Annotated in this window: 11 protein-coding genes and 1 tRNA gene; 5 read left to right on the top strand and 7 right to left on the bottom strand. The window is 56.9% G+C overall.

Annotated elements, in window-relative coordinates:
- Positions 1-84 precede the first annotated feature (84 nt).
- Together AB8996_RS04965 and AB8996_RS04970 are read left to right on the top strand one after the other, a co-directional pair.
- Positions 85-519, top strand: a complete 435-nt coding sequence (locus AB8996_RS04965; RefSeq protein ID WP_369297869.1) for an Rrf2 family transcriptional regulator — start codon at positions 85-87, stop codon at positions 517-519.
- Between the two features lie 185 nt (positions 520-704).
- Positions 705-1,799 (top strand): aldo/keto reductase, encoded by a 1,095-nt coding sequence (locus AB8996_RS04970; RefSeq protein ID WP_369297870.1) that lies wholly within the window; start codon positions 705-707, stop codon positions 1,797-1,799.
- Between the two features lie 67 nt (positions 1,800-1,866).
- On the opposite strand, the gene alr is transcribed toward AB8996_RS04970, so the two are convergent.
- From alr to AB8996_RS04985, 3 genes are all read right to left on the bottom strand, one after another.
- Positions 1,867-3,054, bottom strand: a complete 1,188-nt coding sequence (alr, locus tag AB8996_RS04975; protein WP_369297871.1) for an alanine racemase — start codon at positions 3,052-3,054, stop codon at positions 1,867-1,869.
- A gap of 174 nt (positions 3,055-3,228) precedes the next feature.
- Positions 3,229-6,978 carry a phosphoribosylformylglycinamidine synthase gene (locus AB8996_RS04980; protein ID WP_369297872.1) on the bottom strand — a complete coding sequence of 1,250 codons (3,750 nt, stop codon included), beginning with the start codon at positions 6,976-6,978 and terminating at the stop codon, positions 3,229-3,231.
- Positions 6,979-7,118: 140 nt separating this feature from the next.
- Entirely contained in the window at positions 7,119-8,381 is a 1,263-nt protein-coding gene (locus AB8996_RS04985; RefSeq protein ID WP_369297873.1) for a glycosyltransferase family 2 protein, read from the bottom strand.
- Between the two features lie 303 nt (positions 8,382-8,684).
- Between AB8996_RS04985 and AB8996_RS04990 the strand changes: the two genes are divergently transcribed.
- Positions 8,685-8,761: transfer RNA gene (locus AB8996_RS04990), tRNA-Val, on the top strand.
- Positions 8,762-9,404: 643 nt separating this feature from the next.
- On the opposite strand, the gene AB8996_RS04995 is transcribed toward AB8996_RS04990, so the two are convergent.
- Positions 9,405-9,647, bottom strand: a complete 243-nt coding sequence (locus AB8996_RS04995) for a helix-turn-helix domain-containing protein (RefSeq protein WP_369297874.1) — start codon at positions 9,645-9,647, stop codon at positions 9,405-9,407.
- 222 nt (positions 9,648-9,869) lie between these two features.
- Here AB8996_RS04995 and AB8996_RS05000 point away from each other — a divergent pair, with 222 nt between their 5' ends.
- Both AB8996_RS05000 and AB8996_RS05005 read left to right on the top strand, forming a co-directional pair.
- Positions 9,870-10,955, top strand: a complete 1,086-nt coding sequence (locus AB8996_RS05000) for a hypothetical protein (protein WP_369297875.1) — start codon at positions 9,870-9,872, stop codon at positions 10,953-10,955.
- Entirely contained in the window at positions 10,952-12,409 is a 1,458-nt protein-coding gene (locus tag AB8996_RS05005; protein WP_369297876.1) for an MBOAT family protein, read from the top strand. Before AB8996_RS05000 ends, AB8996_RS05005 begins: the two co-directional genes overlap by 4 nt.
- A gap of 98 nt (positions 12,410-12,507) precedes the next feature.
- On the opposite strand, the gene AB8996_RS05010 is transcribed toward AB8996_RS05005, so the two are convergent.
- Genes AB8996_RS05010 through AB8996_RS05020 form a run of 3 tightly spaced genes read right to left on the bottom strand, consistent with a single transcriptional unit; the run spans position 12,508 to position 15,348 of the window.
- Positions 12,508-13,299 (bottom strand): ABC transporter permease, encoded by a 792-nt coding sequence (locus tag AB8996_RS05010; protein ID WP_369297877.1) that lies wholly within the window; start codon positions 13,297-13,299, stop codon positions 12,508-12,510.
- Positions 13,289-14,224, bottom strand: coding sequence for an ATP-binding cassette domain-containing protein (locus AB8996_RS05015; protein ID WP_369297878.1), 936 nt, complete (start codon positions 14,222-14,224; stop codon positions 13,289-13,291). The genes AB8996_RS05010 and AB8996_RS05015 overlap by 11 nt, the downstream gene beginning before the upstream one ends.
- The gene (locus tag AB8996_RS05020; protein WP_369297879.1) at positions 14,221-15,348 is read right to left on the bottom strand and encodes a helix-turn-helix domain-containing protein; all 1,128 of its coding nucleotides are present in this window, start codon (positions 15,346-15,348) and stop codon (positions 14,221-14,223) included. Before AB8996_RS05020 ends, AB8996_RS05015 begins: the two co-directional genes overlap by 4 nt.
- Positions 15,349-15,416: the final 68 nt, after the last annotated feature.

Raw genomic sequence — 15,416 nt, forward strand, 5'->3', positions numbered from 1 at the left:
GCGGTCGGGTTGTTCAGTTTCCTCTTGTACCAAGAAGCTTCACGAGTAAAAAAAGGTTCACGAGTAAAAAAAGGTGGGAATGGTATGATGGTTTCGACAAAAGGGCGCTACGCGCTGCGGGTGATGGTGGATATGGCTGAAAATCAGCGCGAGAACGGCTACCTGCCCTTAAAGGAAATTGCGGAGCGCCAGGGAATTTCGGAAAAGTATCTGGAAAATATTTTGAAAACGCTGGTGAAGCATAAGCTGCTTACGGGTCTGCGCGGCAAGGGCGGCGGCTATCGCCTGACCCGCCCGCCGGAGGACTACACCGTGGGCGACATTTTGCGTTTGACCGAGGGTACCCTTGCCCCGGTGGCGTGCCTGTGGGAGGACGCTGAAAGCTGCCCCCGCCGAGCCGAATGCCGCACCATTCCCATGTGGGAAAAGCTGAATGAGCTTGTGGGAGACTATCTGGACAGCGTGACGCTGGCAAGCCTGATGGATCCCCCCTGCGGGAAACAGGCAGGGAACAGGTAGATTTTCCCGGCAAAAAGATTTTTCCGCGGCTGGAAATATCGAAAGGCGTCGGGGCTTTCCTGTGTGGGCAAGCAGGCATGTTTCATTTGTGAATTTCCCAAAACCACTTGACTGAAAGCCCACTTTAAGCTTTATAGTAGAAATACTATAGCAGGCAGGAAGCCTGCGGAATGGGAGGAACCGTTATGGAGTATCGGAAAATTCCCCACACAGGGGAAGAAATCAGCGTGATCGGCATTGGCGCCAGCGGCATTCAGGCAGCGGGGGAGCAGGAGATCGAGGAGGTCGCCCGGCTGGCAGTGGAAAGCGGCATCAATTATTTTGACCTGGCTTCCGCTGAGGCAAAGCCCTTTGTCCCCTTTGGCAGAGCCTTTCGGGGCTGCCGGGACAAGGTGAAGTTCCAGCTGCATTTCGGCGCCAATTACGAGACCGGCGCCTATGGCTGGACCACGGACTTGGATACGGTAAAGCGTTCGGTGGACTGGCAGCTGAAATCGCTGCAGACCGATTATATCGACTTTGGCTTTATTCACTGTATCGACGAAGATTCCGACTGGGAAAAGTATGTTTCCGGCGGTGTCCTGGATTATTTGCAGGGGCTGAAAAAGCAGGGGGTGGTCCGGCATATCGGGCTTTCCTCCCACACGCCCCGCATTGCCCAAAGGGTTCTGGATATGGGGATATTGGATATGCTGATGTTCAGCATCAACCCGGGGTATGACTACCATCACGGTGAGTACGCCGTTGGCAGCGTGAATGAACGTATGGAGCTGTACCGCCGGTGTGAAAAGGAGGGCGTGGGCATTTCCGTGATGAAATCCTTCAGCGGCGGTCAGCTGCTGGACGCCGCCACCTCTCCTTTCCATCAGGCGCTGACGGAATACCAGTGTATCCAGTACGCGCTGGATAAGCCCGGCGTGGTCACGGTGCTGCCGGGCGTCAATGGAATCGGGCACCTGAAAAAGATTCTGGGGTTCTTCACCGCCGCCCCGGAGGAAAAGGATTACTCTGTTTTGGGAACCTTTGCTCCCCAGGAAGCGGAAGGGAAATGCGTGTACTGCAATCACTGCCAGCCCTGTCCGGCAGGTCTGGACGTGGGGCTGATCAACAAGTATTACGATTTGACCCTTGCCGGGGACGTTTTGGCGCGCGAGCACTATGAGACTTTGGAAAAAACCGCGGGCGACTGCATTCAATGCGGTCATTGCAACAGCCGCTGTCCTTTCCATGTAGACCAGGTCGCCCGCATGGAAGAGATCGCCGCGTATTTCGGCAAGTAAGAATTTTTCTGTAAAGCAAAAGCTTCCGCTGTGAAAGCCATTCGCAGCGGAAGCTTTTTTGTCTTTTTCAAAGCAGCTGGTTGTAAATGCAATCGGTCTTGCCGTTTTTGAGATATACCCTGGGCACCCGCTTGGACAAGCCGCAGACCACCTCGTAATTGATGGTGCCCTCGCAGGCGGCAAGCTCGTCGGCAAGGATATCTTCCTCCCCGTCCCTGCCGATGAGGGTCACGACGTCGCCGATCTTTACAGAGTCGAGAGCGGAAACGTCCGCCATGAGCTGATCCATGCAAATGCGCCCCAGAATGGGACAGCGCCTGCCGTGGATCAGCACCTGCGCGCCGCCGGGGGACAGGCGGCGGGGGTAGCCATCGGCATAGCCCACGGGAATGGTGGCAACGGTCATTTCCCGGTCTGCGGTGAAGTCCCTGCCGTAGCTTACCGTCGCCCCGGCTTTCAGGGTCTTCACATGGGAGACCACGGAACGCAGGGAGAGCACCGGGCGGAGCACCGGGCGATGGCGCAGGTCCGCCGAGGGGTAGAGACCATATATGACAATGCCTGCCCGCACCATGTCGAAATGGGACAGGGGATAGTCGAAAATAGCGGCGGAATTGGCGCAGTGCCGCAATTCAAAGGTGATCCCTTCCCGCTGCAGCGCCTCGATCAGCTCCTTAAAGCAGCCAAACTGCCGCATGGTAAAGGCGTCGCCGTCTACGCCGCCGTCGGATACGGCAAAATGGGTGAAAATGCCCTCCGGGTGCAAGCCGGGCAGGGTACAGACCCTTTTGACCTGTTGCAAAGCGTCCCCGTCCCGATCGATGTCCTGAAAGTAGAAGCCCAGCCGGCTCATGCCCGTGTCGATCTTGACATGGATATTCACCGTGACCCCGGCAGCCTGGGCACAGCCGGAAAGGGTTTCGGCGTATTCGGAAGAATAAACGCACTGGGAAATATTGTGCTCCGCCAGGGATTTTGCTTCCTCCGCGGGGGTAAAGCCCAGCACCAGCACCGGGCGGGTAATGCCGGAAAGCCGCAATTGCAGGGCTTCCTCCAGATTGGACACGGCGAACCAGTCCGCGCCCAGGGCTTCATATTCCTGTGCCATGCGCACCGCGCCGTGCCCGTAAGCGTCCGCTTTTACCACGCAGCACAGGCTGGCGTTGGGGTTCACCGCCTGACGCACCGCCTGGAAATTGTGGGCGGCAGCGTCCAAATCAATTTCCGCCCATGTTCTTCTGAGGATTTCTTTCATGGAGTTCCCCCCGGATTTTAGTTGTTAGTCGTGAGTTGTTAGTTGTTAGAGAAGGACATTTTTTAGATGCTGGATTCTGGATACTGGATTCTGGACGGTGGTGGCTTTGCTGCCGCAAAGCAATGAAAAAAAGAATCCCGATATGTTGCCAGCCAATAACTTTATTCGTTATTATTACTTAAAATATCTTACGCCGGACTCAAAGAGAAGTTGATCCTTTTTGCCGGGAACATTTTTATAAAGATTCTTTCCCTTGCGCTCGGAGTGCCCCATCTTGCCCAGCACCCTGCCGTCGGGGCTGGTAATGCCCTCCACGGCGCAGACGGAGCCGTTGGGGTTCCACAAAATGTCGCCGCTGACGGTGCCGTTGGGGTCAACATACTGGGTGGCGATCTGCCCGTTTGCGATCAGGGCGCGGAGCGTTTCCTCGTCCGCCACGAACCTGCCCTCGCCGTGGGACACGGGAATGCAGTGAATATCGCCGGGATTGACCCCGGACAGCCAGGGGGATTTCACGCTGGTGATCCGGGTATAGACCATGCGGGACACGTGCCGCCCCAGGCTGTTGAAGGTCAGGGTGGGCGCGTCCTCTTTTGGTTCGATGATTTTTCCGTAAGGGACAAGACCCAGCTTAATCAGGGCCTGGAAACCGTTGCAGATACCCAGGATCAAACCGTCCCGCTTTTCCAGCAGGTCCGTGACCGCCTGGGCGATCTTGGGGTTGCGGAAGGTGGTGGCAATGAATTTGCCGGAGCCCTCCGGCTCGTCGCCGCCGGAGAAGCCGCCGGGCAGCATGATGATCTGCGCCCTGCGGATCGCCTGCTCCATACGGTCGATAGTTTCTTCAATATCCCTGGGGGTCAGGTTTTTGACCACCAGGATTTCGGGTTCAGCCCCGGCGTTCTGGAACGCCCGGGCGCTGTCCACCTCGCAGTTGGTGCCCGGAAAAGCGGGAATGAATACCCGGGGCTTTGCCGTCTTGATGGCAGGGGCTTTCTGCTCCCGGCGCTCCCACAGGGGAACGTCCGCCGTGATTTTCACCGGGTCCGCCATATTGGGGAAAACGGGCTCCAAAGTGCCGTTCCAGGCGTCGATCAGCTCGTTGATGGAGATTTTTTCGCCGTCCAGCTCCACTGCTTCCGTGCCGGTGGTGCGTCCCAGCACCGCGCCGTGCCCGTAATGCAGCTCCGCTTCGCTGGAAAGCTCGATAACCAACGCGCCGGACCTGGGGGCAAACAGCGTTTCCCTGGAAAGCCCCTTTTCAAATTTGAAGCCCAGCTTGCTGCCAAAGCACATTTTCAGGACGCAGGCAGCCGCGCCGCCCTCCCGCACCACGCCGGCGGAGATGATGTCCCCCGCTTCGATATGGCGCTTGACAGAACGGTAATAGACTTTCAGCGCGTCCCAGTCCGGCGTGCCGTCCGTCCGCTCGGGAACGGGCAGCAGCACCACCTTGGAGCCGGGGTGCTTCATGCAGGCGGAAAGTGTTTTGCTCGCCTTTGTCATGGAAACGGCAAAGCTCACCAGCGTGGGAGGAACGTCCAGCTGTTCAAAGGAGCCGGACATACTGTCCTTGCCGCCAATGGCAGGGATACCCATGCCAAGCTGGGCGGACAGCGCCCCCAGCAGCGAGGCGGCAGGCTTGCCCCAGCGGGTGGGGTCATCGTGGAGCCGCTCAAAATATTCCTGGAAGGTCAGCCGGGCGGAAAGGGGGTCAGCCCCCACGGCAGCCAGCTTCGACAGGCTTTCCACCACGGCGTATTCCGCGCCGAGGAAGGGGGAATACCGGGCAATGCCGGGAATGTAGCCGTAGGACATGGCGGTGCAGTCATCGGTTTCCCCCTCTAAAAGCGGGATCTTCGCCACCATGGCTTCCTCCGGGGTCAGCTGGTACTGCCCCGCGAAAGGCATAAGCACGGTAGCTGCGCCGATGCTGGAATCGAACCGCTCGGAAAGCCCTTTCTGCCCGCAGACAGGCAGCCGCGCCATGTTTGCTTTCAGCGCCGCTACGCCGCCGATATCCCGCAGGGCTTCCGGCACGGCGCTGCGGTAATTTTCCGTTTGCGGGGCGCAGATTTTCGCGCTGGCGTTCTGGGTCACGCCGTTGGTGTCCAAAAACGCCCGGGACAGATCGACGATCCTGTCGCCGCGCCATTCCATTTTGAGCCTTGGCTGCTCTGTGACTACTGCCACGATCTGCGCGTCCAGGTTTTCTTCGGCGGCATAGGAGCAGAACCGCTCCGCGTCCTCTGGGGCGACCACCACCGCCATGCGCTCCTGAGATTCGGAAATGGCAAGCTCGGTGCCGTCCAGCCCCTCATATTTTTTGGGGACCTTGTTCAAATCGATTTCCAGCCCCGGCGCAAGCTCGCCGATGGCAACGCAAACGCCGCCCGCGCCGAAATCGTTGCAGCGCTTGATGAGCCGCGCTGCCTCCGCCTTGCGGAACAGCCGCTGGAGCTTCCGTTCGGTGGGCGGGTTTCCCTTTTGTACCTCCGCGCCGCAGACCTCCACGGATTTCTCCGTATGGGCTTTGCTGGAGCCGGTAGCGCCGCCGATGCCGTCCCGCCCGGTGGCGCCGCCCAGCAGCAGGATCACGTCGCCGGGCACGGGCTCTTCCCGGCGGACGTTTGCCTTGGGGGAAGCGCCTACCACCGCGCCGATCTCCATGCGCTTTGCCACATAGCCGGGGTCGTACAGTTCCGTCACCTGCCCGGTGGCAAGCCCGATCTGGTTGCCGTAGGAGGAATAGCCCGCAGCCGCCCCGGTGGTGATCTTCCGGGTGGGCAGCTTGCCGTGAAGCGTCTTTTCAAAGGGAACGGTGGGGTCGCCGCTGCCTGTAACCCGCATTGCCTGGTACACATAGGCGCGCCCGGACAGGGGGTCGCGGATCGCGCCGCCCAGGCAGGTAGCGGCCCCGCCGAAGGGTTCGATCTCCGTGGGGTGGTTGTGGGTCTCGTTCTTAAACTGAATCAGCCATGTCTCCGTCTTGCCGTCGATGGTGACGGGAGCTTCAATGGAACAGGCGTTGATTTCCTCACTGACGTCCAAATCGGGCACCAAGCCCTGCTTCCGTAGGTATTTTCCGCCGATGGTCGCCATATCCATCAGGCACACAGGTTTTTCTGTTTCGCCGTACAGCTCCTGCCGGACGGCAAGATACTGCTTCAGGGCGTTTTCCACAGCGTCGTGGAGCTTTCCCGCCTCGATCTCGATTTCATTCAGCCGGGTCAAAAAGGTGGTGTGGCGGCAGTGATCGCTCCAATAGGTGTCGATGACCCGCAGCTCCGTCACGGTGGGGTCGCGGTGCTCTTCGTCCCGGAAATAATCCTGGCAGAACAGCAGGTCGGAAAGGGTCATGGCAAAGCCCATGGAATCAAAATACTTCTGCATTTCCGGCTTGTCCCACCGGGTGAAGCCCTCCACTCTGGCAACGTCCGGCGGCGTGGCGGCGTTCAACTCCAGCTGCTCCGGCTTTTCCATGGAAGCGATCCGGGATTCCACCGGGTTCACAAGATAGGATTTGATCTTTTCAAATTCCTCCTCGGAAATATTCCCCTTTACGCCCACGACCTTTGCGGAAAGCACCGCCGGGCGCTCGCCCTGGGTCAAAAACTGCACGCACTGGGCGGCGGAATCCGCCCGCTGGTCATACTGTCCGGGCAGGTATTCCATGGCAAAGCTGCGATAGGCTTCCGGCAGCCGGTACGTCTCATCATACACATTGTCCATATTTGGCTCGGACAGGATCGTGCGGGCAGCCGCTTGGAACTGCTCCTCGCTGAGCCCGGAAACATCGTAACGGTTCAGGATACGCACCTCCTCCACGCCGGTGATCCCCAGGTTCCCCCGGAGGTCCGCCGTCAGGTGAGAAGCCTCGATGTCAAAGCCCTTTCTCTTTTCCACAAAAACTCTTGTTACCATGCTGCATTACCTCTCCGCCGGAAAATTTGGACGCTAAAAAGCGCCTGTGATGAACACGATTTCTCTCATTCTATCACAAAAGGCGCTTAGAATAAACAGGATTCCAAGTTTTTTTGAAAAGTTTTCCGTTCTTCACAAAATTATTTCCGCGGGGAGTCGCTGATATCGTTGATAGATAGAGCGACGGAATGCCGAATGGGCTTCCACTCCACATTGCCGAACACTGCCAGCAGCATGGCGATCCCGAAGGTGAAGACAAAAATGGGGAAGGTGAAGGTGTACAGCACCCGTTTTCCCCGGGAGCAGCGAATGCGCTTCCGCTCAGTGATCATGGGCATTGCCCCCATGAGGAAGAGCACCCCGTAGGAATTGACCAGAGCGCTGATTACAGAAAAGGAGAACAAGCCCATTTCGTGCCGCGCGGAAACCATGCCCACAAAGAACATGACAGTGTTCAGCAGGAAGCTGAGAATGGTCAGCACCGCGGCGGGAATGGTGTTCATCAGCATATCGTAGCAAGCGAACCGCCCGGTGGCGGTCAGGGTGTGGAGCAGGTCCCCGCCGTGCGCCGCGATGACCTGGAAATACCCCTTGATCCACCGGGAGCGCTGGGCAATGGACTGCTTGAAGCTGCGGGGCTGTTCGTCATACAGCACGGCGTCGCCGCAGTAGGCGATTTTTTCGCCGTCGATCACCATATCGGCGGTAAATTCCAGGTCCTCGGTGAGCAGGAACCAGTTCCAGCCGCCCTTTTTCTGCAAAATGCTTTCGGCAAACAGGAACCCTGTGCCGGACACGGCGCAGCCAACGTTCAGGTAATCCCGGGGGCGGTTCAGATATTCAGATTCCCGCAGGAACCAAAGACCGTACCCGGCGGTGATCCAGTTGTCTTCAAAATTCTTAGTGTTCCGATAGCCCGTGATCACCCTGTGCCCGGAGGAAAACACCTTGTTCATCTCCGTGATATAGCTGCTGTCCAGCAGGTTGTCGGCGTCGAAGACAAAATAGCCGTCGTAGGGCGTTTCCCGGTTGTCCTCCCGGATCTTTTCCAGCAGGAACTGCAGCGCGTAGCCCTTGCCCACCTGCTCCCGGTTCTTCCGCCGGTACACGGTCGCCCCATGAGCGGCGGCGATCTGGGCGGTGCTGTCGGTACAGTTGTCCGCCACCACATAAACGTCTACCAGATCGGCAGGGTAATCCTGGGCGTGGACGCTGTCAATGAGCTGCCCGATGACGGACTGCTCGTTCCGGGCGGCGATCAGTACCGCGTAGCGGCACAGCTTCTGCGCCTGGAAATGGCGGCGCTTCTTCAGCAGCCGGACTATGGCGAATACAGCCTGGTAAAAACAGCAGGCGGCAAAAATAGCGGCAAGGGCAAAATTCAAGTAAGAAAGTGTTTTCATTTGGGAGACCCCTCTCTTTTGTCACATCGCTCCATATGTAAACTCTAACAGGGAAATTTCAAATATTTTTCAACCGCAGATCAAAACTGCGTCAGTTGCACAAAATATATGGGGGACAGGGAATCCCCGATACAGTATACCAGACTTTCCAACAGAAGGATACTGGGAAACTCTAAAAAAGAACAGGACGATTTTCTTAAAATTTTATGACGAATGGAGCATTTTGCAAAAAAAATAAGGAAAAAGCAAAATAGGGCTTGCTTTTTTCAAAAGAATCGTGTAAGATAATACAGCAATATTTTTGGGCGCTTAGCTCAGCTGGCTAGAGCACCTGCTTGACGTGCAGGGGGTCAGCGGTTCAAGTCCGTTAGCGCCCACCAGAAAACGAAGGGAAGACCTTGTGTCTTCCCTTCGTTTTCTGGTTGACGGACTTGAACCGTAAGACGGTTTGCCCGTTTGGAAATTGTCCCGGTGGGACAATTTTAGGGCAAAATGGCGCAGAAGCTGTGCTTCAAGCCATGCCGGCGCGCAGCGCAGGCGTCCGTTAGCGCCCACCAGCGTCGCAAAAAGTCCGCAAAGCGGACTTTCCTGAAAGAAGCCTTTCCTCAGGAAAGGCTTCTTTTTTCGCAAAATTCGCTCTTGCGGCGACATTTCTTTGCAGAAATGCCGCCTGTTGCGCTCGTCTGCGGCTCCTCTCTCAAAAATGTCTCGCTCCCATCGGCTAACGGCTTGTAAACGGTGAGCGCGTCCCGGTGGGACGCTGGTGCGAACTGACCGAACTGGTAAGTGAGAAAGGCTTTTAACGGCAGTTAGTTCGCTACTAACCTTTTTCGGGTAAGGGGAAAAACATCATTTTTGTGGTAGAACCGCAAAGAAAAAGGAACACCCAAGGGGCGGCTCAGATAAGGCAGTAATTTCAATGCAGCAGGGGAATGGGTTACTGAGTTTGTAATCTCGGGAAAATGAATCCCGCAGTTGATGCAAGCCAATGCATCTCTGCGGGATTCGTTATTACAGAATGGCTTATTTTACTTCCTGCTCCAACCCATCAAACTCCGGAGTAGAGAAAAACTCTCCAAGGGTGATTCCCAATCCATCGCAGATCATCTTAATGGTAATCAGCTTCGGGTTTTGACTCTTGCCATACAAAATGTTCTTGATGCTGGACGGCGGAAGCGCAGAAATAGTGGCTAACTTGTTAATAGTAATTTCGTGCTCACCACATAATGTCAAAATGCGGTTTCTGACCGCAGTAACAGTATCCACACTCTCCCACCTCCAGATTTCCTGCTTATATCATAGCCAATCTGGGTGGACAATATAGGCTACACATGCTACTATTAGGCTATACATAGCCGAAAAGGAGCGTGAGCATTGTGGGAAAATGCCAGTCTTATCGTGGGCAAGCCGCTTATGGCAGAGGTATTTTGCCTTTGGAGGAATCGCCCCCGCCTTGACAAGTATGCGGCAAACTGCTATACTTTTGTTATGAAATTGTTAATTTTTCAGAAGAAAAGCAACAGGATATCGTGGAAATTGGAGCTGGCGGCTTTTTTGTGCCTTGTGCTGGCTCTGTGGATTTTTTGCAGCTTTTTCACCAAGCTGTTTTTGCCCAAACGCCACCATTTGGGCGCCACATGGGATATGTATGCGCTGGAGGAGCAGGACAGCGTGGACGTGCTGTTTTTCGGGTCCTCTCTGGTGTACTGCGATGTTGTCCCAGCTGTGATCTATGAGGAAAGCGAGATCCCCTGCTATGTGATGGCAGGCCCCGCCCAGACGCTTCCCGTCACCTATCGTTACCTGCGGGAAAGCTGCAAGACCCAGTCCCCCACCACGGTTTTTATCGAATGCACCGGGCTGGTCTATGGGAGGGAGAAAAATAGTCTAAAGGCGAACCTGACCTATATGCCCTACGATATGGAACGGCTTATCCCCACTGTGGAGCTGACAAGCGGCGACACGCGCAAGGGGCTTCTCTTTCCGCTGTATGCCTATCATGACCGCTGGGACAAGCTGGAGCCGGAGGACTGGCAGCCCTATGAGCCTGACCCGCTGGCGGGTTACACGGTTCTGGACGAGGTGTGCCCTGTCCAGGGCTTTACCAGCCGGGAGGTGCCGGAAGCCGTTTGGAACGACCCGGAAAATTATGCCCGGAACCTGGAATATGCCCGGAAAATGCTGGATTTCTGCCGGAAGCGGGATATCCGGGCGGTTTTTTATATTACGCCAACCCTGTACCGGCTGGACGAGGACTGCCAGCGGCGTATCGCCGGTGATATTGCGGCTATGGGCGGCGAGCTGGTGGATTTTTGCGAAGTCTTTGATGAGCTGGGGCTGGACCTTGGCACGGACTTCCGGGACAAGCAGCATTTGAACGCGTTGGGCGCGGAGAAATTCAGCCGCTATCTGGGACGGAACATGACCAAATGGGCGCAGCCCCGCGCCGCGGCAGACCCGGACCTGTGGCGGTCGCGGGCGGAGCATTTTGCCGGGCTGCGGGAAAAAGCGGCGGAGAAGATATCTGAGACCCTTGCGAAAGAAAAAGAGAATAAAGGGGGAGAGGATTCTTGAATTTTAACTCCCTTTCCTATTTGCTGTTTCTGGCGCTGAACATTCTGGTGTATTATCTGCTGCCGCCGAAGGCTCGGAACGGGTGGCTGCTGCTTTCCAGCTATTTCTTTTATATGTGCTGGAATCCCAAATACGCGCTGCTGATGCTGTTCTCCACGGCAGTGACCTATGTCTGCGGCCTGCTGGTGGAAAGCAGCTTGTGGGACAGGCGGAAGCTGTGGCTGGTGCTGAGCCTTGTCATGAATTTAGCCATTCTGTTTTTCTTTAAGTATTTCAATTTTGCGTCCTCCCTGCTGACCCAGGCGTTCAGCGCTTTGGGGCTGGGGCTGGAAGCGCCCCTGCTGGACGTGCTGCTGCCAGTGGGGATTTCCTTTTACACCTTTCAGGCGCTGGGGTACACCATCGACGTGTACCGAAAGGATATCGGGGCGGAGAAGAATTTTATTGACTACGCCCTGTTCGTGTCCTTCTTTCCCCAGCTGGTGGCAGGTCCCATTGAGCGTTCCGGCAATATACTGCACCAGATCAAGGAGACCCACCGCTTCCGGGCGGAGAACCTTCGGGACGGCGTGCTGCCCGTGCTGTGGGGGCTGATGAAGAAAATGGTGCTGGCGGACAATCTTGCCGTGATCGTCAACACGGTGTATAACGCTCCGGCACAGCATACCGGCGGGGAATTCCTGCTGGCGACCGCCGCCTTTGCCATTCAGATTTACTGTGATTTCTCCGCCTATTCCGATATTGCCCGGGGCTCCGCGAAAATGCTGGGTTTCGAGCTGATGGAAAATTTCCGCTGTCCCTATCTCGCGGTCTCCATTCAGGATTTCTGGCGGCGGTGGCACATTTCCCTGTCCTCGTGGTTTAAGGATTATCTCTATTTCCCGCTGGGCGGCAGCCGGTGCTCCAAAGCCCGGAACCTGCTGAACATCATGATCGTATTTACGGTCAGCGGGCTGTGGCACGGAGCGGCGCTGACCTTTGTGGCATGGGGGCTGCTGAACGGCTTGTACCAGGTGATCTCCAAGCTGCTGGACCCGCTGCGCAGGCGGTGGTTCGCCCTGACGGGGATCCGGGAGGACAGCCGCTGGCTGAAAGCGTTCCGGGTGGTGTTCACGTTCTGTCTGGTGTGTCTCAGCTGGGTGCTGTTCCGGGCAAACTCCCTCTCGGACGCGGCGCTGATCTTCCAATCTGTTTTCAGCATTCCTATCGCGGGGCTTCACGGCAGCTTCGGCGCCTTTGGGTTATCCATCAAGGCGCTGCGCATGGTGGGGATTTTCTCCGTTGGTCTGCTGGCGGCGGACTGGTTCATTGCCAATAAAAACCTGGCGGAGAAGCTGAACCGCCGGGTGGCAGTGCGCTATGTGGTCTATTTCCTTTTGATCGCCGCCATTCTGGTGTTCGGCTCTTACGGCGAGGGGTACGACCCCCAGGATTTTGTCTATTTCCAATTTTGAACAAGAAAGCAGCGGCTCTCTTATGGAGAACCGCTGCTTTTGCCATTCGGAAAAAGAGTGATACTGAAAAAATAAAGCTCTTTGACTTGACAGCAGGATTATTTCAGCAAGGTCTCATACTGGAAGTTTTTTAAGGACTGCCGGAACAGCAGCAGCGCCAGCAGGGCACAGAGCGCGCCCAGAGCCAGCAGGACCCAGAGGTTTATCAGCAGCACGCCGGTAAACTGTCCCACCAGCAGCAGGAGAATGGGGAGGATCAGGAAAACAGCGCCCTGCTGTGCGTCCTCCATGCTTTTTGCCCTGGCGGAGACCCGGACGATCAGCGTAATGGCGATCAGCGACACTGCCGGGGAGACCAGCAGCATGACGGGCAGCCACTGCACGCCGGGGAGGGCGACCCACCCTAGAAGCAGGGCGGAGCCGCCCAAAACCACCAGCAGCATAACGGAAAATGAAAGCACGGACACCGTCATGCTCAGGAGAAAAGACGCCAGCACCTTTGCCCGGAAGATCTGCCGCAGGGACAGGGGGCAGTACAGCAGCGTTTCCAGCGTGCGCTTTTCCTTTTCCCCCACAAAGGAGCTTGCCGCCGTAACGGAAGCTGCCATAATGGGGATCATGAGAAAGAAAATGGGCATAAGGTAATTGAGCAGCAGGGAAAGAACGACCTGCTCCGTTTGCCCGCCCTGCGCCGTGCCGGGGATCATGTGCAGAAGCTGGTCAAAATCTTTCGTAGATTCTTCCGGGGCAAATTTCAAAACCAGCAGGAAAACAGAGGGCAGCAGCACAGTGAACGCCAGCGGTACCGCCCACAGGGCGGCAAGCATCCGCTTGTTGACGGCAACGCTCCGCAGGTCCTTTTTGATGATGGCAAGCATTTCACGTTTCATTTCTGCTTTCGCTCCCTTCCGCTTTTTTCTCTCTGGCATTGAGGGTGAAATAGATATCCTCCAGCGAGGGAAGCTCTGCTGAGACATGGGTAACGTCTCCGCCGGCTTCTACGATCTTTCGCACCAGCCCGGGAATTTCCCGCTGGGATTGAATGGAGGCTTCCAGAGAATTTCCGTCCGCCGCCCGTCCGGGAAGCCCCTCCGGGATATTTTCCGCAAGTATTTTTACCCGCACGCCGGGGCAGACCTGCTCCCGCAGCTGCTCCAGCGTTCCCGTTGCCAGCAGCCTGCCCCTGTCCATCAGCCCGTACCGGGTGCATATCTCCTGGGCGTATCGGAGCTGGTGGGTGCAGAGGAACACGGTGATCCCCTTTTCTCCGGCAAGGCTGCGGATCATGGTGTGGACGTTCTGGGCGCTTTCCGGGTCAAGCCCGGAGGTGGGCTCGTCCAGAAACAGCACCTTGGGCTCGTGGAGCAGCACCCGCGCCAAGGACAGCCGCTGCCGCATACCTGTGGAGTATTCCGAAAGCTTCCTATGGGCGGCGTCCGTCAGCTCCAATTGTTCCAGCAGCGCCTGGCTGCGGGCTTTGCACTGGGCGTCGGTCAGCCCGTACACAGCCCCGTAAAATTGCAGGTTCTGCAGCCCCGTCAGGTGATCGTACATCTGGGCGTGTTCTGTGATGACGCCGGAAAGGGCATGTACCTTCTCCGGGGAAGCGGTGGGGGAAAGCCCAAAGACTTTACAGCTGCCCCCGGTGGGGGTCAGCATTCCTGTCAGCAGCTTCACCGTGGTGGTCTTTCCCGCGCCGTTGGGACCTAAAAAGCCGAAAACCTCTCCCGGGGAAAGGGTCAGGCTCACCGAATCTACCGCCCGGTTGCCGCCGGGATAGGTTTTGGAAAGACAGGATAATTCTATCGCGTTCATGTCATAGCCTCCCTGCCTGCTTGCAGGCGTTTCATACAATCGAGAAATACAGGGTCGTCGCGCAGGGGCTGAAGCTCCGGCATTTTCAGAAAGGCAGCCCTCACGTCCCTGCGGATCAACTGTTCGTCCCGGGGCGGGGAATTCCCTAAGATCAGGTTTTCTTCCAGCCAGCCGTCCAGCCTGTCGAAGTATCCGTCCCCGTGGAGCTTCAGCGGGAATAATTTTGACAGCGCAAGGTCGGTATACGCTTTCAGCATTTCCAGGGCGCCCTCCCTGTCGCCCACGGCTTGCAGCCCTTGGGCGGCGGCAAGGTACAGGCTGAGCTGGGTGCCGGGGTGGAGCTCCGGCAGGTGGAAAATTTCCGTCACCGCAAGCATTCGCTTACAGCTTTCCCGCATGGCCGCTTCGTCCCCTTTGCACAGCGTGATGTAAGAGGACAGCAGCTCCAGCAGCTCCAGCATGGACTGGTAGATGCCCACCTGCAAAAGCGTTTTGGCTTCCTCCGGCTTTCCCGTCATCAAATATGCCTGGGACAGCAGCGGCTCAATGGAAAACCGAAGCGTGGAGGCGGAATCCAATAGGAGAAACACCTCCTGGGGTCGATTCAGCTGCAGCAGGCAGAGGGCTTCCAGATTAGTTGCCTGTACGATAAGCCCGGTATCACCGCTTTCCTGCCGCACCCGCTGAAAGAGCCGCAGGGCTTCCTTACTGACGGCGGCGGCCTGCTCCGGCGTTCCCGCCAGCATACAGTGGTTGACCATCAGCGCTCCGATCTGCAGCAGCAGGGGGAAACAGGAAAAATACTGCTTTGCCGTTTCCCGGCAGGCTTCCAGGACCTCGGGAAAGGGCTTCTCCACAAAATCATGGGAGAGCCTGCGGTACAGCTTCCGAATGTCCTCCGTGGTCATCTGCGGTTCATAGCACAGCAGAGCGTCGATGCTCAAGTCAAAATAGGCTGCAAGCTTTGGCAGTAAAGTGATATCCGGGTAGGCGGCGCCTGTCTCCCATTTGGAAACAGAAGCCTTGGATACGCCCATGTGCTCCGCCAGCTCCTCCTGGGTCACGCCCCGCTTCCGGCGGTGCTCTGTCAGCACCCTGCCCAGATTCAGCTCCTTTTTGCTCATCTTCTCATCTCCTGAGGATATTATAGATTGCTGTTCCGGGAAAAACAATGGAAAGAAATTTGATTTTT

This window comes from uncultured Neglectibacter sp. (assembly GCA_937958185.1).
GTDB lineage: Bacteria > Bacillota > Clostridia > Oscillospirales > Acutalibacteraceae > Acutalibacter.